Raw genomic sequence first — 18266 nt, forward strand, 5'->3', positions numbered from 1 at the left:
GCCGATAGCAGGCTGCGGGCAAAAGCCAAAGTACCGGATTGCACGAGGTCGCAAGCGCGCTAGGCCGACGCGATCCATTCTGTTACGCACGCGACCGGGGGGCGGTCTCTTCCCACTTCGGGCCGCCTGGTTGTACAGGGAGGTTTTAGTATCATGATGAAGCAGTTGCTCGGCGCCGCCGGGGCGATGGCGTTGTGCGTGGGCACGGTTCCCGCGCTCGCCCAGAGCAAGCCGACCAAGACCCAGCGCACGCAGGAACAGGCGATGCAGGACGTGCCGCATTGCGCACGCAAGCTGGGCACGCTCTCGATCGTTGACGGCGACGATCCCCGCGGCTGGACGCAGTATTCGCTGGCGCCGCCGCAGAAGCTGCTGAAGGTGCTGGTCCAGCGTTCGGGCTGCTTCAACCTCGTCGACCGCGGCTCGGGCCTGCAGGCGGCCGAGCTGGAGCGCAACATCGGCGGCAATCTCGGCCACCAGCGCGGCGCCAATGTCGGCCAGGGCCAGATCAAGGCGGCGGACTATGTTCTGGTCGCCGAGGTGCAGGCCTCGAACCGCAATGCGGCGGGCAGCGGCGTGGCCGGTGCGGCCGGCGGCATCATCGGCGGGCCGATCGGCGGCCTGCTGGGCGGCATCAAGTCGCGCAAGATGGAGGCGAACACCGTCCTCTCGCTCACCAATGTCCGCACCACCGAAACGATCTCCACCCAGGAAGGCTATGCCTCGAAGAACAGCGTGAGCTGGGGCGCGGGCGGCGGCGTCGGCTTCATCGGCGGCGGGCTGGGTGCGGTCGGCGGCGGCTATGACAATACCGATATCGGCCGGATCGTAACGCTGGCCTTCATCGACGCCTATTCGAAGATGGTCAACGAGCTCGGCCTGGTGCGCCCCGGCGACGAGGGCACTGCGCAGGCGGCCCCGACCAAGACCTTCACCGCCCAGGCGCCGGTGGCGATGCGCACCCTGCCGGCTGCGACCGGCAAGGTGATCCGCACGCTGCCGGTGGGCGCGATCCTCTACCCCACCGGCAAGAAGGACGGCCTGTGGTGGGAAGTCGCCGACGAGAACGACAATGTCGGATGGGTGCTGAACACCAAGCTCGCCCCGTCCAACTGATCGGGCGCGGGTAAAGGAAAAAGGGCCGGCGCGGAGATCCCGCGGCGGCCCTTTTCTCTTGTCCGTCGCACCTCCCCGGCGGGGGAGGCGCAGCCGATTGGGCTTACTTGAACTTGCCGCTCAGCGAGACGCCGAACACCCGCGGCTCGTTGAGCACGGCAGCGCGATAGTTCTCGATCACGCCCTTGAGATTCATCTCGTTGGTGATGTTGCGCACGAAGCCTGCGATCTCCCAGGCGTCGTCCGGCGCGGCATAGCCGATCTTCAGGCCACCCTCGAAGTTGCCGTTCGCGGTAAACTCCTTGGTCTCGTACAGGACGAAGTTGGTGTAGCCCTGCAGGTTCCAGTCGGTCGAGACGAACACGCGGCCGCTATTGGCGAGCGGCACATCGTACCGCGCGTTGAGGCTGAGATTGTATTCCGGCGCGTTCGGCAGCGGGTTGCCGTCGATCTTCGCCAGGAACAGCGAGCCCTGCTTGCGCAGCGGATCGAGCACGGTGCAGGTTACCGCACCGCCGAACGCGCAGACCTGCGCTTCGAGGTTCTGGTCGTCGATCTCGCTGTGCAGCAGGCTCAGGCCCGCCTGGATCGACAGGTTGCGCACCGGCTTCCAGTCGAGATCGGCTTCCATGCCATAGGCCTTGGCCTTGTTGGCGTTAAGCAGCACGCCGTTGCCGTTGAGGTCGTTGCCGTTGAGCTGGATGTCGTCGACCGTGTAATAGAAGCCCGACAGGTTGAAGCGCAGCGTGCGGCCGATCTGGCTCTTCAGGCCGGCTTCCCACGACAGGATCTTCTCCGAGGTGGCGGTGGTGAAGTCCGAGTTGAACACCGCCGAACGCCCCTGGATGGTCGGACCACGGAAGCCCTTGGCAACCCGGGCATAGACGCTGAGATCGGGGTTGACCTCGTAGCGCGCGCTCAGGTCCCAGCTCGGCTGCGTGTCGGACAGGCGGACGTGGCGACGGCCAGTATAGGTGACGGCGTTTGCAATCGTGTTTGCGGTCTTCAGCAGATCGGTGGTCTTGGTGTCCTCGGTCACGCGGCCGCCAGCGGTGATCGTGAGCTGCGGGGCGACCTCGTAGCTCGCCTGGCCGAACACCGCCCAGCTGGTGTTGACGTTGTGCAGCCGGACCCAGTTATTCGGGTTGTTGGCGGTGCCGCTCAGGAAATAGGCGCGCTGGTAGAAATCGGTGATGTCGCGCGCGTCGAAATACATCGCGCCGACCTGCCACTTGAGCGGGCCGTTGCCGTTGCTGGCGACGCGGAATTCCTCGGTCCACTGGTCGAGGCCCTTCACCCGGCCCATCGACTCGCCGAAGCCGGCATTGCCGAAATCGGCCGCAGCACCGCCATCGGTGTCTCCACGGCTATAGCCCGACAGCGTCTCGTAGCCGGTGATCGAGGTCAGCGTCACACCGCCGAGATCCCAGTTGACGTGGACCGAGCCGCCGGCGGTCTTGTAGTTCTGCGGATTGTCGGCGCCCTCGTCCCAGCGCGCGCTGGTGAAGTCGACGCCGCGGATCTTGTTTGAACCCAGGTTGAGCGCGCCGCGGCGGAACACGGTGGCGGTGCCGTCATACCAGCGGGCGTGCCCCGAGGCGAGGATCGACAGCGTCTCGCTGGGCGTCGCGAGCAGCTGCAGGCGCACGTCCTTCTCGTTGAAGCCGCCCGCGGCATCCTTGCGCCCGACGCGCGTGCCGTCGGCGCTCGGGCCGGTGTAGCTGTTGTCGATATAGTCGTCGCGGTGCTGGTACAGCCCCGAGATGCGGAAGGCGAGCTTGTCCTGAATGATCGGCCCGCCGACGCCCGCATCGACATTGACGCTGTTATAGCTGCCATAGCTGGCGGTGCCGCGGCCCTCGAACTGCTGCGAGGGGCGGATCGAATCGAACTTGATGATGCCGGCGGTGGTGTTGCGGCCGAACAGCGAACCCTGCGGCCCACGCAGCACTTCGATCTGGTTCACGTCAAACACCGGGTTCGACTTCATCACGACATGCTCGAGGACGATGTCGTCCTGGATGATCGAGACCGGCTGCGAGGCGCCGAGGTAGAAATCGACGTTGCCGAGGCCGCGGATGTAGAAGCGCGGGAAGATGCGGCCGGTCGAGGATTCGACATACAGGCCCGGCACCTTGCCCGAGAGCGCGAGCAGCGTGTCGTCGCCGCCGGCGGTGTAATCGCGCGCCTGCGACGCCGGCAGCACCGCGACCGAGAGCGGCACGTCCTGCTGGTTTTCCGGGCGGCGCTCGGCGGTGACGACGATTTCACTCAGGCCGTCATTCGCCTGCGTATCCTGGGCGAAGGCGAAATCGGACGTGAACAGCGCGCCAAGGGCGGCGCCGAGCAGCAGGCTGCGCTTGTCGCGCGCGAGTTTCAGCATTGGTTTTCCCCGAATGGATATTTGGTCTTGTGTTTGAACGGCACGCGGAACCGCAGCCCGGCATTTCACCGGCGATGCCAATTATTTGATAGTGGGTTCCCGTTGCCGTCGGGGGCGGCGCTAGGCTCGGATTGTGAACTTCCTGTGACGGAATTCCGGCGGCCGCCGGTTCCTCAGATCTGTTGCCCAAAAGCCTCGATTGCGGCGAGCGCGGCGGCGGTGCGCGCCTCCCCTTCTCCCTGCACCAGCGCCCAGCGCACCCCGCGGCGCTCGAGTTCGGCGCGCGACAGATCGAAGAAGCGCTGCCGCAATGGACGCGTGCCGAACAGCCGCGTGCCGTCCGCGACCCAGGGCAGATCGATGTCGAACAGGAGGTAGACGTCCGCCGTGCCCTGCCAGGCATCGAACCAGGGATCGCGCGTGCCGAACAGCATGTCTGCCCAGACGGCGGTCATCAGCGGATCGGTGTCGAGGATTAGCGGCGGCGCGGTCGTCTCCAGCATCATGCGGGTGCCGGCATCGTGCGTCTTGGCGATCTCGACCAGATCGGCCATCGTGAAATCGGTGCCGCGCGCCTCGGCATATTCGCGGCCATATTCGTCGAGCACCGTGCCCCCGAGCGCCGCTGCGAGCCGCGCCGCGACCGTGGTCTTTCCCGTGCTTTCGGGTCCGTGGAGGCAGATGGTGCGAGGAATCATGCGCGAGCCTTGGTCCAGTCGATCGCTCCCCACACCGAAAGCGCGAGGAAAAGACAATAGAGCACGGCGGTGAGCCACAGCCCCTTCACCAGGAACAAGGGAATGGCGAGCAGGTCCACCACGATCCACAGCGGCCAGCATTCCCAGGCGCGGCGCGACTGGAGGATCTGCGCGACGATGCTCAGCACCGCGATCGTGCCATCCCACCAGGGAAAGGCCGCATCGGTCAGGCGAGACATCAGTGCGCCCCAGCCGAGCGCGACGAGCGCAGCGCCCGCCGCGCAGCCGAGCCGCGCGCGGTTGGACAGCCGCACCACCGGCACCTCGCCCGCTTCCGCCTTGGCCTGCCGCCAGTTCCACCAGCCATAGCCGTTGACGATGAAATAGAAGCCTTGGAGCAGCGCGTCGCTGTACAGCCGCGCCTGCAGGAAGATCCAGGCGTACAGCGTCACCATCGCCAGCGCGAAGGGATAGTTCCACAGGCTCCGCCGCACGACCAGCGCGACATTGGCGAGCCCCAGCAGGGTGGCGACGGCTTCGATCGGTGACATTGGCGGCGAGGCTTATCGGTCCGCCGAGGGGCGGTCGAGAGCGGGAAAGGGAGCGATGCGGAAAAAAAGCATGGGTTCGTCTTTTTGCTGCAACGAACCGCTTGACGGCTCGGCCAACCCACCCTTATAGGCGCGCCTCCAAGCTCAAGCCGGTCTGCTCCCGAAAGCATTGTAGACCGGACTCCGTCGGGGAGTAGCTCAGCCTGGTAGAGCACTGTCTTCGGGAGGCAGGGGCCGGAGGTTCGAATCCTCTCTCCCCGACCATTACTTGCATTTGGGATAAAGCGGGTGACCTTCGGGTCGCCCGCTGCCCCTTTTCTCCCTTAGAGCAAACGCAGGGCCCGCGCCTCAGCCACTCTCCAGCGGCATCAGGATCAGCGTGATCCGGTCATGGCCGACCGCGATGTCGAGCGTTTCGCCCGCCGTGACCTCGATCGGCTCGGGGAAGCTATGCAGCACCTGCAGCCAGCCGCCATCGTGATAGCCGCTCGGATGATTGTCGAAGGTCACGCCTTCCCACAGATCGATGTGCATCCACTGCACGATGCCCACCGCGCGGCCGCTGGCGGTGACCGGAATGCGCAACCGTGCAAGCGTCGCGTCGTGCTTCTTCTGCGTGAGGTCCAGCCGCACCAGTTCCTGATCGTCGGACAGCCGCTGCCAGCCGGTCATCGTGCCGTGGATCGGCAAGCGCTGCGGCCCGAAGGCGGTGAAGGCCGAAAGGTCGAACCCGGACACGTCACCGACAAAGACATAGTCGGCGAGATTGTCGCTGGCGACGAGGCAGCCCATCGCGGTGGCGGCGCGCGGGATGACGATCGCGTCGGGCGCGAGCAGGCGGCGATGGGCGTCCTCGAAAGTGTCGAGCACCTTCTCGGTCAGCAGGTCGCTGGAGAGGATTTCCGAGACCAGGATGTCCGCCGGCGCATCCAGTTCGGCGCCGATGGCGAGTTCGGTCGAAGGCTTGGCATGGACGGTAACCCGACCGGCATAGCCGTTCTGCGCGACGATGGTCTGCGCCATCTCGGCGATCAGCGGCTCCATCTCGCAGGCGACGACCTTGCGCACCCCTGCCCGCGCCGCCATCAGCGACAATAGCCCGCTGCCCGCGCCGATGTCGAGCACCCGCGCATCGGGCCCGGCGACGGCGATCGCCGCCTTAATCGCCGCCTCGAACGCATCGTTGCGCGGCGCGTCGTTCATCATCGGGATATGCCAGAAGGGCACCGCGCCCGAGCCGAGGCGCCGGACCTGGTGGCGCAGGTGGAGATTGTCCGGCTGCAACGCGAGCGCGCGGCGGAAGCAATGCAGCGCCTCTTGGTTGCGCCCGACATCGGCCAGCACGACCGCGAGGTTGCCCAGCGCGGTGGGATTGTCCGGATCGAGGGCGCAGGCGCGTTCCAGCGGTGCGATCGCCGCGTCGCTGCGGCCGAGCCAGTGGAGCGTCAGGCCCTTCTCATGCAACGCGACGGCATGATCGGGTTCGGTTGCGAGCAGCTCGTCCCAGGCGACCAGCGCATCCTCGGGGCGCGAGAGCCGCCCCAGCAAGCCAGCCAGCAATGGCAGGATCTCCACCGCGCGATAGCCGTGGGCGAGCGCCACGCGATACTGCCGCTCGGCCGCCGCCAAATCCCCCTGTTCGTGCAGTGCCATCGCCTCGGCGAGCGCGGTACGAGCCTCGTTCAGGCGATCGGGGGACGCGAGGTCGGTCACGGGAACATCCTTAAGATTTGGTTTCGGTGCGGGTCGCTTCGGATAGGTGTTCGCGGGCCCGGGCGATAGTCCTGGGGTTGCCCCTAAAAGCCCCTCCTCCAACGAGGAGCGGCTTGAAAAGGAAACGCCGCCGACCCGAAGGTCGGCGGCGCTGCCATTGGTTCTAGCGAATTAGCCCGTCAGAACTGCACGCGGCCGCCCAGCGAGAAGACGAACGCCCGCGCATTGCGCAGCTCGCCCCGGGTCAGGATGGTCGAGCCCGCGGCGATCGTCGCGCGGTCGATCGGCGCGTTGGCGAAGTCGACATAGTTCGCCGCCGCATCGAGCACGATGTTCCGCGTCACCGCATAGGAACCGCCCGCGCCGAAGTTCCACCGGTTGGAATCGGGCACGCGCGCATCGCGCTGGCCGTTCTGGGTCGGCGTCGTCGCCCGCTGCACGCCCGCACGCAGCGTCAGCGCGGGCGAGACCATATAGTCGACGCCGCCGGCATAGCTCCAGCTCTCGCGGTAGTTTTCGGGGATCGCCTGGTTCAGCGGCGCGCCGAGGCGGATCGCGTCGAACTTGTCCCAGTTATAATGAACCACCTGGCCGTTGAGCGTCAGCCTGTCGGTGGCGCGCCAGCGCAGGCCGGCGATCTGCTGGGCGGGCGTGTAGAAGTCCGCGCGGACGTCCGACAGTGCCGTGTTGCCGGTCTGGAGCGGCCCGACCAGCCCGCTCACGGTCAGGTCGCCCTTCAGCTTGTGGCGGATGGCCGACTTGTAGCTGAAGCCCGCGGTCACCCGGTCGCTGTGCATCTGGAAGCCTGCGCTCCAGCCCACATCCCACCCATCGCCCTTCAGTTCCTGGCGGCCGTCGGGCAGGCTCGCGAGCACGTTGGGCAGCGCGTTGCTGAGGCTGGCATCGGTATATTCGACGTTCGCCGCCGCGCCGACGCGCAGCCAGTCGGTCACCGACACCGCGATCGAGGGCTGGATGTCGACCGTGCGCAGCCGGGTCTTGTCGGCGCTGTAGCGCGCCCAGCTGGTCGACGCGTAATCGGTGGTGAAGCTGTAGGGCGAGGTGACCGCGAGGCCGAGCGCGACGCGGTGGCCGAGCGGCACCGCGACCGCGCCCGACGGCAGCACGCCGTTGTTGATCGGATTGCGGCTGGTGGTCTCGCCGCCGATCGGCGTGAAGGCCGTGCTGCCCGGGCGACGGATCAGCGTGCCGGTATCGACCACCTCGCCGCGCGGCAGGATCGCTGCGGCGTTGAGGTTGACTTCGATGCGCTCGGCATCGGCGATCGCGGCGGGGTTCCACCACAAGGAGGCAGCCCCCGTATCGGCGACTTCGCCCGAAAAGGCGCGACCGGCGCCGCGGGCAGACTGTTCCTGCAGGTAGAAGGCCTGGGCATGGGCGGCACCGGCAAAACCGGCGCTGGCCGCCAGCGTGGTACCGGCGGTGAGGAGGAAATGCAGCTTTTTCATGGTTATTCTCACGCTACTGGGGTTCGTAAACGGCGCACGCGCGCGCCGTCAGCGAACCCGGGTCCAGGTCTGGGTACGGCAGAAGGGCTTGAACACGCAGCCGCGCAGCTTGAGCTGGTCGGCGCCCGCCAGCGTGATATCCGCGGTGTAGGTCTTGCCGTCCTCGGCATTGTAGATCTTGCCGCCGCTCCAATTGCCGCCGTCGGCGGTGAAGCCGCTCAGGATCTGCATCCCCTTGAGCGGACGGGTGCGCAGCTGCGCGTTCGAATTCCTGGTATCGCGCAGATCGGGATTGGTGCGCAGCGCGTCCGAGGTGAGAAGCCGCCCACAGATCGAAGCACCGCAGCGCTGGATCTCGACGATCGCATTTCGTGTCTGGGTCTTCCAGCGACCTTCGACACCCTCTCCGGCTTGCGGTGCTGCTACCAGCATCGCGGCAAGCAAACTTATCCACATACTTGTTTTTCCATTATCGCTTGTTCCCGCCACGGTTAACCCGAGGCGAGGACAGACATGGCGTATGTTTACGTTCCAGCCTCTCCTGGGCCGGAACCATACCCATTCCTCAAAGTTCCGCAATAACGGCTGTGTTTCAGAAAATTTCAGCGAGCAATCAGGCCGTGCGACGGCGGTGCGCGATCCGCCGCGCGGTCTCGATCGGCGCGGCGAAGGAGGTGCCGGTGCCGGTCACCGCCCGCCCGTCCGCGCGCGTGGTCGGCACGTCGACGCCGCGCTGCCAGACATAGAGATAGCCCTGCGCCTGCGGCTCGGGCCGGTTGGTGCCGGTCCAGGGCTGCCCCGCCGCATCGAGCGCGCCGACCAGCACCGCATTGGGAAAGCCCTGCCGCGCCATGGCGAGGTTGCCGGGGTGCGACAGGCCGTTGTTGCCGGCCGCCAGCACCACCACGATCCCCGCCGATGCAGCATCGTGCACCGCGGCGGTGATCGCGGGATCGTCGGCCAGTGCGAGCGAGATGTTGATGGCGTCCACCTTGAGCGCGATTGCCTTGCGGATCGCGCCGACGATCGGCGCGGCACTCGGCTGGCAGGGCGGATTGGCGCCCGGACGGCAGCCGGCTGGATCGTCGATCCGCAGCGACACGATCGCCACTTCCCCCGCCGCCGCGCGGCTGAGAATAGTGGCGACCATCGTTCCATGGTCGTAGCGCGGGCGGAACGCGGGGCGGTCGGCGCCCGCCATGTCATATTCGGCGATCAGCTTGCCATGGAGCTCGGGCGTCTCCGCCACGCCGCTGTCGATGATCGCGACGCGCGGCGCCGCTGCCGGCGAGCTTCCCGCAACCGCTGCGAACAATGCCATCCCCAGCAGGCCCATGCCCACCTCCGCCCATCTTGCCGAAACTTTCAGCAGGCTAGGCGGCAAGCGTTAACAAGGACTTCATCATGCCCCAGGGCTTGCACGTAGGTCGCGCGCATGCCACCGAGCCGAGGATCGGGGAGCAGAACCATGTCCAAGGCAACCCGCGCCACGCGGATGCTCGAAACGGCGAAGATCGCCTTCACCGTACACAGCTATGCCTATGACCCGGACGCCGATGCGATCGGGCTCCAGGCGGCCGAGGCGCTGGGCGAGCCGCCCGCGCGCGTGCTCAAGACGCTGATGGCCAAGGTCGACGGCAAGCCGGTGCTGGCAATCCTGCCTTCGGACCGGCAGGTGGCGATGAAGAAGCTGGCGGCGGCGGTCGGCGGCAAATCGGCGGAGATGATGAAGCCGGCGGACGCCGAACGCCTCTCCGGCTACAAGGTCGGCGGCATCAGCCCGTTCGGGCAGATGAAAGCGCTGCCCGCGGTGATCGAGGAAACCGCTATCAGCGAACCCTATGTCTTTATCAATGGCGGACAACGCGGATTGCAGGTGCGGCTCGCCCCGCAGGATGCGGCGAATTTACTCCGAGCAACGGTAACCGGGATCATCGCCTGACGGTCACAGCGGCTGCGCATGGCGTGCGGTGTCCTGCAGCAGCGCGACGACATGCTCGAGGAGCGCCGGCCGCCCCTTGGGGCCCTGCACTACGGTCGCATGGACATAGGCGTGGACCTTCGCCCGCAGCCGCGCCTCGGCACGCAGCCGCATCCAGTCGCTCGCCGGACCGCCCCGCCCCAGCCCGCCGGCGATCGGCAGCCCCGTCGCGGCGCCGCGCACGAGGCCGGTGAGCGCGGCGCCGCCCGCCGCGGCCCAGTCACCCAGTTCCTCCATCATGTCGCGCATCAGATTGGCGTCGACCGGCAACGGCTGCCATTGCAGGTGGTGGAAGGCGATCGGCGCCAGCGCGCGATCCGCCTCCTCGATCACCCGTCGCGCCAGCGGATCGGCGACCTGGCGCACGACGGGGGCGATGCGGGTGGCGACGAAGCGGGTCTGCTCGATCAGCCCGTCGCGCCAATCGGCCTGGGAGAGATCGGCATCGAAGCTCTCGACCAGATCGGCCGCCGCCTGCTGCAGCACCGCGCGCGCCATCGCGACGTGCAGGTCGCGCCAGCGGCGGATCTCGCCGCGACCGAACCACCGCATCAGCACCATGGGAAACGCGCTCGCATCATCGCGGCGATCAGACCAGAAAAGCCGGGCAATCTCAACGCCCGGTGCCGAAGGCCGGCACGCCCGGCGGCACCGCGGCGTTACGCCAGCGCTCGACGGGCACCGTTTCCAGCTTGCCGTCCTTGGTCCGACGCCGCTGGATCAGCGTCGCTTCCTGCTGCGCGGTGCCGCCGATCGTCGCTCGGGTGCGCACCCAGAAGCTGCTCGACTTGAACGACGTACCCCAGGGCAGGGTCGCATGCTGGTCGTCGAGATCCTTGAGCGTCAGGAACCCCTGCCGCTTGCGCACCTGCAGCAGCCGGTCGGCGACCAGCGGATCCTTGAACAGCATCTGCATCAGTTCGGGTTCGGCGGCGTTAAGGTTGATCGTGGTGATGCCCGGCAGCGCGGTCACCACCTTCTCCAGCCGGTCGGCCACCTTGGGATCGAGACCGGCGAGCCGCAGCGGGCGCAGATCGGTCACCGGGCCCTGCAGGCGGACATATTGGATTGCCGCCACCACCTGTTCGGGCGGCATCTCGATCTCGTTGGCGATGTCCTGGAGCAGCACCACCGCGCCCGCCTCGCCGCTGCGCACCGAATTGATGTTGAAGCGCCCCTCGGCATCGCCGATCGCGAGGTCGAAGGTCCCCCCTTCGATCGGCGCAGCGGTCGCGGCGAGCTTGGCCCAGGGCTCGCGGGCATGATCGACATCGCCCGCCGTCTCGCCGTCGCGGCGCAGCGCGATGAGCGCCGACAGCTCGCCGCCGCGCACGATCGCCTGCGCCCGCGCCGCCTCGCGCATGCGCAGGCCCCGATCAAGCGCGAGTTCCTCGCGATCGATCATCAGCAGCACCAGGCCGCTGGCGATGGCGACGAACATCAGCACATTGACCAGGATCATGCCGCGCTCGTCGTCGCGGATTTCGCGCGGACGGCTCATTCCGGCTGCGGATCCTGCGCGCGCAGCGGCAAGGTCACCACCCGGTGGAGCGCAACGGGCGTGCCGCCCGGCCCCGCCGCCTGCACGTCGAGCGCGATGGCGCGCGGCCAGCGGGCCTTGGCCTCCTTGCTGTCGTCCACCGGCCAGCGATCGATCCAGGCGCCGTCCCAGAAGCGCCACCGCGCGGTGACCACGCCCGGCAGCAGCAGCTGCGGCGCGGGTGCGGCGCGGACCAGCGTGCCGCCCGCCACCGCATAGCGGACCGGGGTAGCCGTACCGCCGGTACCAGGGGCGCTGCGCACGAAGGAGAGCTGGTCGCCCCGCCCCTCGATCGGCCCGCTCGCCACCTGGTCGAGATCGCTGGTCAGCACGAACATCGTCCGCTGGAGCGCCGCGAGCCGATCCAGCCGCGCTTCGGTGCGGCCATTGACCCGCAGGATGCCGTCCACCAGCGCCAGCCCGGCCACCGCGATCAGTGCGAACAGCCCCAGCGAGATCATCAATTCGATCAGCGTGAAGCCGGACTCGCCGGCTTCGGGCTGCCCGGTCACGATCCCGAACTCACCGCCACGCTGGCATAGCCGTCGCGCGAGGCGACCACGATCGCGAAGTCGCGCGCCACCGATCCGTCGGTGCGGAAACGCACCGGCCCGGTGACGCCGTGGAAGCCCTTGGCGTCGACCAACCCGTTCATGTTGAGCGCATTGGCCTCGCGCAGCTTGTTGGCGACGCCGGCAGCGTCATAGGCAAGCGCGGTGATTGTGCCGGGGTCGCCGCCATTCTTGGCGGCAAAGGCCTGGGCAAAAGAGGAGAAGGCGGCAGGGTCCGGACAGGCCAGCCAGGCGCCGTCGAGCGCCTCCAGCGAGTCCGGCCGGTTGTCGAGGCCCTGCAGCGTGCCGAGCAACTGCACCCCGCTCCCCTTCAGCGCCCGCGCGGCGGCGAGCACGCCCTCCCCGCTTCCCGGCAGCAGCACCGCATCGGGCGTATCGCCGGCCTGGGGCAGCGGCTGGCCCGGCTTCACCTGCAGCACGCGCAGCGAAAGACCGATCTCGCCCTCCATCCGCCCGGCGGCGAGGCTGGCGGCGGCGCACCAGGGAGAGCCGTCGTCGATCATCACCACCGATCGCACGCCGCGCGTCCGCGCATAGCGGAGCACCGCGCTGGTCACCTGCGTGGCAGTGATGCCAAAGATCCACACGCCCGGCTGGCGCAGCACCGAATCGTTGCTGAAGGATATCACCGGCACGCGGTTCGCCACCGTGCTGCCGACGGCGGGGACTTCGGCGGCGGTGAGCGGCCCCAGGATCAGCGCGGGATGGCGGCGCAGCGCTTCGCCAGCGGCGCGCGCGGCGCCTTCCGCAGTGCCGCCGGTATCGAACGCCAGCACATAGTCCGCGTTTTCCGCGAGCAACGCGGCCTGCTGCATGCTACGGCCCAGCCCCGCTCGCGGTCCGTTGAGCGGGAGCAACAGGGCGATCGGACGCTTGTCCTTCTTTTCGCCCGCCCATGCGTTGGAGGATAGCGATGCCGCGGATAGGACGAGGCCCGAGGGCAACAGCCGCAGCAGGGACCGACGGTCCATTGCGAACTCCGGATTCAGCGAATGAGGCACGGCGGCGTCTTATCCTCTTCGCCGGGCTGGGCATAGGGGCCTATGCGCTCGCGATGCTGGCCACCGCGCCGGCGAGCCTGCTCGTCCGAAACGTGCCGTGGCGGAGCGGCGTGGCGGGGACGATCTGGAACGGCGAAGTCGGTGTCGCCGGGGGCAGCAAGCTCGAATGGCAGTTGGCGCCGCTCCGCTCGCTGACCAGCCTGGGGCTGGCGGCGGACTGGAAGGCGAGCGGGCCGGATACCGATCTCGGCGGGCGCGCGCTGGTGCATCTGGGCGGGCGGACGGTGCTCGATCATGTCAGCGGCGCGGCGGATGCCAGCCTGCTCCAGGCGATCCAGCCCGACCTGCCCTTTACCTGCAAGCTGGTGATGCAGGTGGAGATGGCGCGGATTGCGGTGCGTGGCGGCAGCCAGATGATGGATGGCAAGGTGACGACCGATCCCGGCAGCTGCCGCCCCAAGTCTGGCGGCGGATCGACCGCGGTGCCGGCGCTGCTGCTCACAGCGGAGCATGTCGGGCCGCGCACGACGATCCGGCTGACCCCCGCGACGCAGCGGCGGCAGCTGTTGCTCGACGCGGTGCTGGGCGAGGACGGGATGCTCGACCTCGGCATGAGCAAGGACGGCGCGGCGGCGCTTCCGTTCGTCGGCCTCCCCGGCGGGTCCAGGATTCAGGGCAAGATGTGATTTAGCCCTCTCCTGCAGGCGGGAGAGGGCTTTCAAGGGCGTTTTACACCCCCACCAGGTTGTTCAGGTTGATGATCGGCAGCAGGATCGCGAGTACCATCAGCAGCACCAGCCCGCCCATCACCAGCAGCACCAGCGGCTCGACCAGCGCGACCAGCGTGGCGACCAGCGCGTCCAGCTCGCGCTCCAACTCGCCCGAGGCGCGGCCGAGCGCGGGGGCGAGCTTGCCCGAGCTTTCGCCCGAGGCGACGATCGCGACCAGCATCGAGGGGAAGATCTCCGCCTCCTGCATCGCCGCGCGCAGACTGATCCCCTCGCGCACCCGCATCGCCACGCCCGTCGCCTTCTCGCGAACGAAATGGTTGGGCGTCACTGCGGCGGCGGCATGGAGCGCCTCGACCAGCGGCACCGCGCTCCCCACCAGCGTGGCGAGGCTACCGGCGAAGCGCGCAGCGTTCATCTGGCGGCTGAACCGGCGGAACGGGCGCCGCTCGGCGAAGAAGCGATGGACGCGCAGCCGGTTGGCCGGCACCCGCATCCACCGCCCGAACCCGACGATGCCGATCCCGATCGCGATCAGCAGATACAGCCCGAAGCCCTGCAGGAAGGCACTGATCGCGATCAGCGCCCGGGTGAGCAGCGGCAGGTCAGCCCCGCGCGAGACGAACACCTTGACGATATCCGGCACGACATAGACCATTAGCAGCACCATCATGCCGAACGACACCAGCGCCAGCAGCGCCGGGTAAAGCAGTGCCAACTGCAACTTCTGGCCGTTGGCCTGACGGTTCTCGACGAACTCGGCGAGGTGATTGAGCACGTCGATCAGGCGGCCGGAGGCTTCGCCCGCCGCCACCGAGGCGCGGTAGAATTCGGGGAAGGCCTTGGGGTGCTGCGCCAGCGCTGCGGCGAAGCTGCGTCCGTCGAGGATCGCGCCGCGCACGTCGAGCAGCAGCGAGCTTACCGCCGGCTGCTCGGACTGGCTGGCGACGAGCCGCAGCGCCTCCTCGATCGAGATGTCCGAGCCGACGAGCGTCGAAATCTGCCGGGTGACGGTGGCGAGCGCGCGGGCGCTCACCCCGCTCCGGCCGAAGCGCGGCAGGGTGATCGACCCGATCGACCGGCCGCGCTCGGCAGCGGGTTCGACCGAAAGCGGCAGCAGCGCCTGCTCGCGCAGCAGCGCGCGGGCGGCGGCGGGGCTGGAGGCCTCGATCACGCCGCGCTTGGCGGCGCCGGTGCGATCCGCCGCGCGATAGGCGAAAGCGGGCATCTAAAATCCTCCCCGGCACGGGGAGGGGGACCATTCGCGCCAGCGAATGGTGGAGGGCCCGCCGCGGCACGCGGCGGTATCCCACAGCTTCGACGCAGACCGCGCCTCGCGGCGCAGCCCCTCCACCATGCTTCGCATGGTCCCCCTCCCCGTTCTGGGGAGGATCTTTGGCACACTCACGCCTCGTCCCTCACGACGCGGGCGACTTCCTCCACCGTGGTCACCCCGGCCTTGAGCTTGGCGACGCCGTCATCGAGCAGGCTGGGGTTCTCCCCACGTGCATGGCGTTCGATCTCCGCCTCGCTGGCGCCGTCGTGGATCAGCTTCTGGAACGCGTCGTCGACCGCGACGACCTCGTACAACCCCGCCCGCCCGCGATAGCCTTCGTCATGGCACTGGTCGCACCCGACCGCGCGCCACACCGGCGCGCCTACCGGCAGCGCGCCGCCGAGCAGCACCGAATCCGCCGCGTTCGCCACATCCTCGCGCCGGCAGCTCGGGCACAGCCGCCGCACCAGCCGCTGCGCGCAAAGCCCGACGACCATGGGGGCCAGCAGATACCGCTCCACCCCCATGTCGATCAGCCGGGTCACCGATCCGACCGCGCTGTTGGTGTGGAGCGTCGACAGCACGAAATGCCCGGTCATCGCCGAGCGGACCGCCACCTGCGCGGTCTCCTGGTCGCGGATCTCGCCGACCATGATCACGTCGGGGTCCTGGCGCAGAATCGCGCGCAGGCCGCGGGCGAAGGTCATGTCGGTGCGCGGATTGACCTGGGTCTGCGCGACACCCGGCAGCTCATATTCGATCGGGTCCTCGACCGTCATCACGTTGCGCTTGCGGTCGTTGAGCCGGGTGAGCGCGGTGTACAACGTCGTCGTCTTGCCCGAGCCCGTAGGCCCGGTGACGAGCAGGATGCCGTGCGGCCGCTCGAGCAGCCGGCCGAACACCGCCTGGTCGCGCTCGCTCATGCCAAGGCCGGACAGGTCCAGCTTGAGCGAGCCCTTCTCGAGCAGACGCAGCACGACCCGCTCGCCATGCTGGGTCGGGATGGTGGAGACGCGCGCGTCGACATCGTGGCCGCCGATGCGCAGCGTCACGCGGCCGTCCTGCGGCACGCGCCGTTCGGCGATGTCGAGCTTGGCCATCACCTTGATGCGGCTGACCAAGAGCGGCGCCAGCGCACGCGGCGGCTCGATCATGTCGCGCAGCACGCCGTCGATGCGGAAGCGGACGACGAGGCGCTTTTCCTGCGTCTCGACATGCACGTCCGACGCACCTTCCTTCACCGCTTCCATCAGCAGCGCGTTGATCAGGCGGATCACCGGCGCATCGTCGCGGGTGTCGAGCAGGTCGTCGACGCTCGCCGCGCTGTCGGCCAGCGCGGCCAGGTCCATGTCGCCCAAGTCGATATCCGCCGCGGCGCCCCCGGCCCCGCCATAGGCCTGGCCTAACGCGGTATCGAAGGCCGCGCCTTCCAGCTTCACGAAGCGCGCGCCGGGCGCCAGCCGCTGCACCTCGAGCAGCCCGTCGAGCGGCGCATCGGCGCGGTGGACGCACTCGATCCCCTGCGGCGTCTCGCGCAGCAGCACCCCGTGGCGGCGCGCGAAGCTGTACGGCAAGGTCGGCATTTCGAGGATCATTGGGCGAGCTCCACGGTGGCGGAGACATGGCCAGGCACACCAAGTCGCTGCAGGGTGACGCTGCGGATGCGCAAGTCACTGGTCGTTGTCACGTCCGCCAGCCAGTGGACGAGCGAGTCATAGCTCGCATCCGCCACGCTCGCGCGCACACCACCCGCGATCGGCGCGGTAGTAAGCGCGACGCCGAACGCACTGGCGGATTGGGTCGCGATCCCCTCGGGCGCACCGATGCGGCGCTGCGGCTTGACCGCGCTGAGCGTCCCCGCCGCGCGAATGCGGGCATTGAGCGTCTCATAGGTACGGATATCGGCGAGTGCCGAGGCCCGCGCGCCCTGTATCGGCTTCACCACGCCGTAGACCAGCACGATCGCCGCGAGGAAGACGACGGCGCCGGCCAACATCGCCCGCTCGCGCGCGCTCCGCGCCTGCCACCAGCTGGCGGTGCGGGACAGGCCGGCGTCGAGGGTCGGCAGCTGGGTGCGGAGGAAATCGCTCATGCCGCGCTCGCCGTAATACGGATCGAGCCGTCTGGCGAGGCCGTCGCCTGTCCCTGGATCCGGCCGGCCCGCAGCGCCTCGGCGATCCGCGCGGCGAGATCGGGCGCGCCGGGGTCGCACTCCATCGTCAAGGCGCTGCCTTCGTAGCGCACCGTGCGCACCGCGATGCTCCCGGCAAGCGGGTTGAGCGCGGAGGACACGCGCGCCAGTAGCGGCACGAAGCGATCGGGCGCACGCCCGCCGCCGGTCGGCAACAGGTCCGTGACCTTGGTCTTGAGATCGCCGGTCAGATCGGTGCCCGGCGCTGCCACGGAGACCAGCGCGCGGGTTTCCGCCGCCCTGCGATCCGCGATACTGCGCAGCATTAGCGCATCGCCGCCCGCGATCAGGATGTGTGCCGCCGCACCGATTCCGAGGATCCAGCCCAGCCGTCGCCAGCCATGGGACACCCGCTCGCGTCGTGCGGCGAACAGGCCCTGGCGCAGGTCGAGCTCGGCCATCGCGACCTCGGCCCGGGCCTCGTCGTCGCGCAAATCGGGGGTCGTGGCATGCGCCTCGACACCCCCGCCGAGCGGTTCGCCGAGATGGTGGATGCGCGGCCGCCCGGCTGCTTCCCAGGCCGAGCCGAGCAGCGCGGCCGGCAGCGCAAAGCCCGTCCCATCCGCCGCCAGCACCAGCGCCCGCCCGTCGCGCACCTCCACCGCCCAGCCCTCTACCGGGCGCGGCAGCAGCAGCACGTCGGGGACCATCGGCGCGGCGCCGAGGCCGTTCGCTTCCGCCAGCGCGACCCATTCCGCCATCGTCTCGGCGCGCACGACGCCGACCAGATAGCGATGGGGCGCCTCGGCCGGCGCGACCCGCGCGCCGAGTGCCAAGTGAAGCGATTCGATCGGCTCGGCGACCTGGTCCTCGATCGCGAAGGGCAGCGCCGCCAGTCGCCTAGCGCGATTCGGCAACGGCAGGTCGATGGCGAGCAGCCGTACCCGCTCGGTGGGCACGAGGATGGTTGCGGGTCCCTCGGCGGAGACTATGATCAGGCGGTCGCCCGCCAGCGTCCACACACCCCCGGCGTGCGGCGGCGGCAGGTCCGGCGCTCGGGCACCGTGTGTCACAGAAGCTTCATGGGTAGGACGCATGAGGCAGGGA

At 68.6% G+C, this 18266-nt stretch carries 18 protein-coding genes and 1 tRNA gene; 4 read left to right on the forward strand and 15 right to left on the reverse strand.

Translation table 11 applies throughout. From position 1 onward, the window contains the following. The first annotated feature begins 153 nt into the window (after positions 1 to 153). Positions 154 to 1116 carry a CsgG/HfaB family protein gene (locus CA234_RS04570; RefSeq protein WP_126001025.1) on the forward strand — a complete coding sequence of 321 codons (963 nt, stop codon included), beginning with the start codon at positions 154 to 156 and terminating at the stop codon, positions 1114 to 1116. A 103-nt stretch (positions 1117 to 1219) separates the two neighbouring features. Here the strand turns inward: CA234_RS04570 and CA234_RS04575 are convergent, their stop codons facing one another. The 3 genes from CA234_RS04575 to pnuC form a co-directional block, all read right to left on the reverse strand. Then, positions 1220 to 3499, reverse strand: coding sequence for a TonB-dependent receptor (locus CA234_RS04575; RefSeq protein WP_126001026.1), 2280 nt, complete (start codon positions 3497 to 3499; stop codon positions 1220 to 1222). Positions 3500 to 3672: 173 nt separating this feature from the next. Then, complete coding sequence (locus tag CA234_RS04580; protein WP_125971972.1) at positions 3673 to 4197, reverse strand: ATP-binding protein; 525 nt, start codon at positions 4195 to 4197, stop codon at positions 3673 to 3675. Continuing rightward, positions 4194 to 4748 carry a nicotinamide riboside transporter PnuC gene (pnuC, locus tag CA234_RS04585; protein ID WP_125971969.1) on the reverse strand — a complete coding sequence of 185 codons (555 nt, stop codon included), beginning with the start codon at positions 4746 to 4748 and terminating at the stop codon, positions 4194 to 4196. The genes CA234_RS04580 and pnuC overlap by 4 nt, the downstream gene beginning before the upstream one ends. A gap of 187 nt (positions 4749 to 4935) precedes the next feature. Between pnuC and CA234_RS04590 the strand changes: the two genes are divergently transcribed. After that, positions 4936 to 5012: transfer RNA gene (locus CA234_RS04590), tRNA-Pro, on the forward strand. An 84-nt stretch (positions 5013 to 5096) separates the two neighbouring features. Here CA234_RS04590 and CA234_RS04595 read toward each other — a convergent pair. The 4 genes from CA234_RS04595 to CA234_RS04610 all read right to left on the reverse strand — a co-directional run bounded on the left by CA234_RS04595 (position 5097) and on the right by CA234_RS04610 (position 9266). Then, complete coding sequence (locus CA234_RS04595; RefSeq protein WP_125971967.1) at positions 5097 to 6461, reverse strand: protein arginine N-methyltransferase; 1365 nt, start codon at positions 6459 to 6461, stop codon at positions 5097 to 5099. A 179-nt stretch (positions 6462 to 6640) separates the two neighbouring features. Beyond that, complete coding sequence (locus tag CA234_RS04600) at positions 6641 to 7930, reverse strand: outer membrane protein transport protein (RefSeq protein ID WP_125971965.1); 1290 nt, start codon at positions 7928 to 7930, stop codon at positions 6641 to 6643. A gap of 48 nt (positions 7931 to 7978) precedes the next feature. Continuing rightward, the gene (locus CA234_RS04605) at positions 7979 to 8386 is read right to left on the reverse strand and encodes a DUF2147 domain-containing protein (protein ID WP_126001027.1); all 408 of its coding nucleotides are present in this window, start codon (positions 8384 to 8386) and stop codon (positions 7979 to 7981) included. A 157-nt stretch (positions 8387 to 8543) separates the two neighbouring features. Continuing rightward, the gene (locus CA234_RS04610; RefSeq protein ID WP_125971961.1) at positions 8544 to 9266 is read right to left on the reverse strand and encodes a S8 family serine peptidase; all 723 of its coding nucleotides are present in this window, start codon (positions 9264 to 9266) and stop codon (positions 8544 to 8546) included. A 132-nt stretch (positions 9267 to 9398) separates the two neighbouring features. Here CA234_RS04610 and ybaK point away from each other — a divergent pair, with 132 nt between their 5' ends. Then, positions 9399 to 9872: a Cys-tRNA(Pro) deacylase gene (gene ybaK, locus CA234_RS04615; RefSeq protein WP_125971960.1), complete on the forward strand. Its 474-nt coding sequence runs from the start codon at positions 9399 to 9401 to the stop codon at positions 9870 to 9872. A gap of 3 nt (positions 9873 to 9875) precedes the next feature. Here ybaK and CA234_RS04620 read toward each other — a convergent pair whose 3' ends face one another. The 4 genes from CA234_RS04620 to CA234_RS04635 all read right to left on the reverse strand — a co-directional run bounded on the left by CA234_RS04620 (position 9876) and on the right by CA234_RS04635 (position 12994). Beyond that, entirely contained in the window at positions 9876 to 10463 is a 588-nt protein-coding gene (locus CA234_RS04620; protein ID WP_241213241.1) for a hypothetical protein, read from the reverse strand. 61 nt (positions 10464 to 10524) lie between these two features. After that, positions 10525 to 11412: a type II secretion system protein GspK gene (locus tag CA234_RS04625; protein WP_125971956.1), complete on the reverse strand. Its 888-nt coding sequence runs from the start codon at positions 11410 to 11412 to the stop codon at positions 10525 to 10527. Beyond that, complete coding sequence (locus CA234_RS04630) at positions 11409 to 11963, reverse strand: type II secretion system protein GspJ (protein ID WP_125971954.1); 555 nt, start codon at positions 11961 to 11963, stop codon at positions 11409 to 11411. The genes CA234_RS04625 and CA234_RS04630 overlap by 4 nt, the downstream gene beginning before the upstream one ends. Then, positions 11960 to 12994 carry a penicillin-binding protein activator gene (locus CA234_RS04635; RefSeq protein ID WP_125971952.1) on the reverse strand — a complete coding sequence of 345 codons (1035 nt, stop codon included), beginning with the start codon at positions 12992 to 12994 and terminating at the stop codon, positions 11960 to 11962. The genes CA234_RS04630 and CA234_RS04635 overlap by 4 nt, the downstream gene beginning before the upstream one ends. An 83-nt stretch (positions 12995 to 13077) precedes the next feature. Between CA234_RS04635 and CA234_RS04640 the strand changes: the two genes are divergently transcribed. Further along, on the forward strand, positions 13078 to 13710 hold the full coding sequence (locus CA234_RS04640; RefSeq protein WP_125971950.1) for a type II secretion system protein N: 633 nt from the start codon (positions 13078 to 13080) through the stop codon (positions 13708 to 13710). Positions 13711 to 13753: 43 nt separating this feature from the next. Here CA234_RS04640 and CA234_RS04645 read toward each other — a convergent pair whose 3' ends face one another. The 4 genes from CA234_RS04645 to gspL form a co-directional block, all read right to left on the reverse strand. Then, the gene (locus CA234_RS04645) at positions 13754 to 14980 is read right to left on the reverse strand and encodes a type II secretion system F family protein (RefSeq protein WP_125971948.1); all 1227 of its coding nucleotides are present in this window, start codon (positions 14978 to 14980) and stop codon (positions 13754 to 13756) included. 176 nt (positions 14981 to 15156) lie between these two features. Next, positions 15157 to 16623 carry an ATPase, T2SS/T4P/T4SS family gene (locus tag CA234_RS04650; RefSeq protein WP_125971946.1) on the reverse strand — a complete coding sequence of 489 codons (1467 nt, stop codon included), beginning with the start codon at positions 16621 to 16623 and terminating at the stop codon, positions 15157 to 15159. Then, positions 16620 to 17120: a type II secretion system protein GspM gene (gspM, locus tag CA234_RS04655; RefSeq protein WP_126001029.1), complete on the reverse strand. Its 501-nt coding sequence runs from the start codon at positions 17118 to 17120 to the stop codon at positions 16620 to 16622. Before gspM ends, CA234_RS04650 begins: the two co-directional genes overlap by 4 nt. Beyond that, a complete protein-coding gene (gspL, locus tag CA234_RS04660) occupies positions 17117 to 18232 on the reverse strand; it encodes a type II secretion system protein GspL (RefSeq protein WP_126001030.1) in 1116 nt (371 codons plus the stop codon). Before gspL ends, gspM begins: the two co-directional genes overlap by 4 nt. Positions 18233 to 18266 lie beyond the last annotated feature (34 nt).

Source organism: Sphingomonas sp. ABOLE (genome assembly GCF_003950455.1).
Lineage (GTDB): Bacteria > Pseudomonadota > Alphaproteobacteria > Sphingomonadales > Sphingomonadaceae > Sphingomonas > Sphingomonas trueperi.

Coding starts and splice junctions, on each gene's coding strand:
- CA234_RS04570 (WP_126001025.1), top strand. CDS start 154: ATGATGAAGCAGTTGCTCGGCGCCGCCGGGGCGATGGCGTTGTGCGTG.
- CA234_RS04610 (WP_125971961.1), bottom strand. CDS start 9,266: ATGGGCCTGCTGGGGATGGCATTGTTCGCAGCGGTTGCGGGAAGCTCG.
- gspM (WP_126001029.1), bottom strand. CDS start 17,120: ATGAGCGATTTCCTCCGCACCCAGCTGCCGACCCTCGACGCCGGCCTG.
- CA234_RS04620 (WP_241213241.1), bottom strand. CDS start 10,463: ATGCGGTGGTTCGGTCGCGGCGAGATCCGCCGCTGGCGCGACCTGCAC.
- CA234_RS04625 (WP_125971956.1), bottom strand. CDS start 11,412: ATGAGCCGTCCGCGCGAAATCCGCGACGACGAGCGCGGCATGATCCTG.
- CA234_RS04605 (WP_126001027.1), bottom strand. CDS start 8,386: ATGTGGATAAGTTTGCTTGCCGCGATGCTGGTAGCAGCACCGCAAGCC.
- CA234_RS04645 (WP_125971948.1), bottom strand. CDS start 14,980: ATGCCCGCTTTCGCCTATCGCGCGGCGGATCGCACCGGCGCCGCCAAG.
- CA234_RS04575 (WP_126001026.1), bottom strand. CDS start 3,499: ATGCTGAAACTCGCGCGCGACAAGCGCAGCCTGCTGCTCGGCGCCGCC.
- ybaK (WP_125971960.1), top strand. CDS start 9,399: ATGTCCAAGGCAACCCGCGCCACGCGGATGCTCGAAACGGCGAAGATC.
- CA234_RS04650 (WP_125971946.1), bottom strand. CDS start 16,623: ATGATCCTCGAAATGCCGACCTTGCCGTACAGCTTCGCGCGCCGCCAC.
- CA234_RS04635 (WP_125971952.1), bottom strand. CDS start 12,994: ATGGACCGTCGGTCCCTGCTGCGGCTGTTGCCCTCGGGCCTCGTCCTA.
- CA234_RS04600 (WP_125971965.1), bottom strand. CDS start 7,930: ATGAAAAAGCTGCATTTCCTCCTCACCGCCGGTACCACGCTGGCGGCC.
- CA234_RS04640 (WP_125971950.1), top strand. CDS start 13,078: ATGCTGGCCACCGCGCCGGCGAGCCTGCTCGTCCGAAACGTGCCGTGG.
- pnuC (WP_125971969.1), bottom strand. CDS start 4,748: ATGTCACCGATCGAAGCCGTCGCCACCCTGCTGGGGCTCGCCAATGTC.
- CA234_RS04580 (WP_125971972.1), bottom strand. CDS start 4,197: ATGATTCCTCGCACCATCTGCCTCCACGGACCCGAAAGCACGGGAAAG.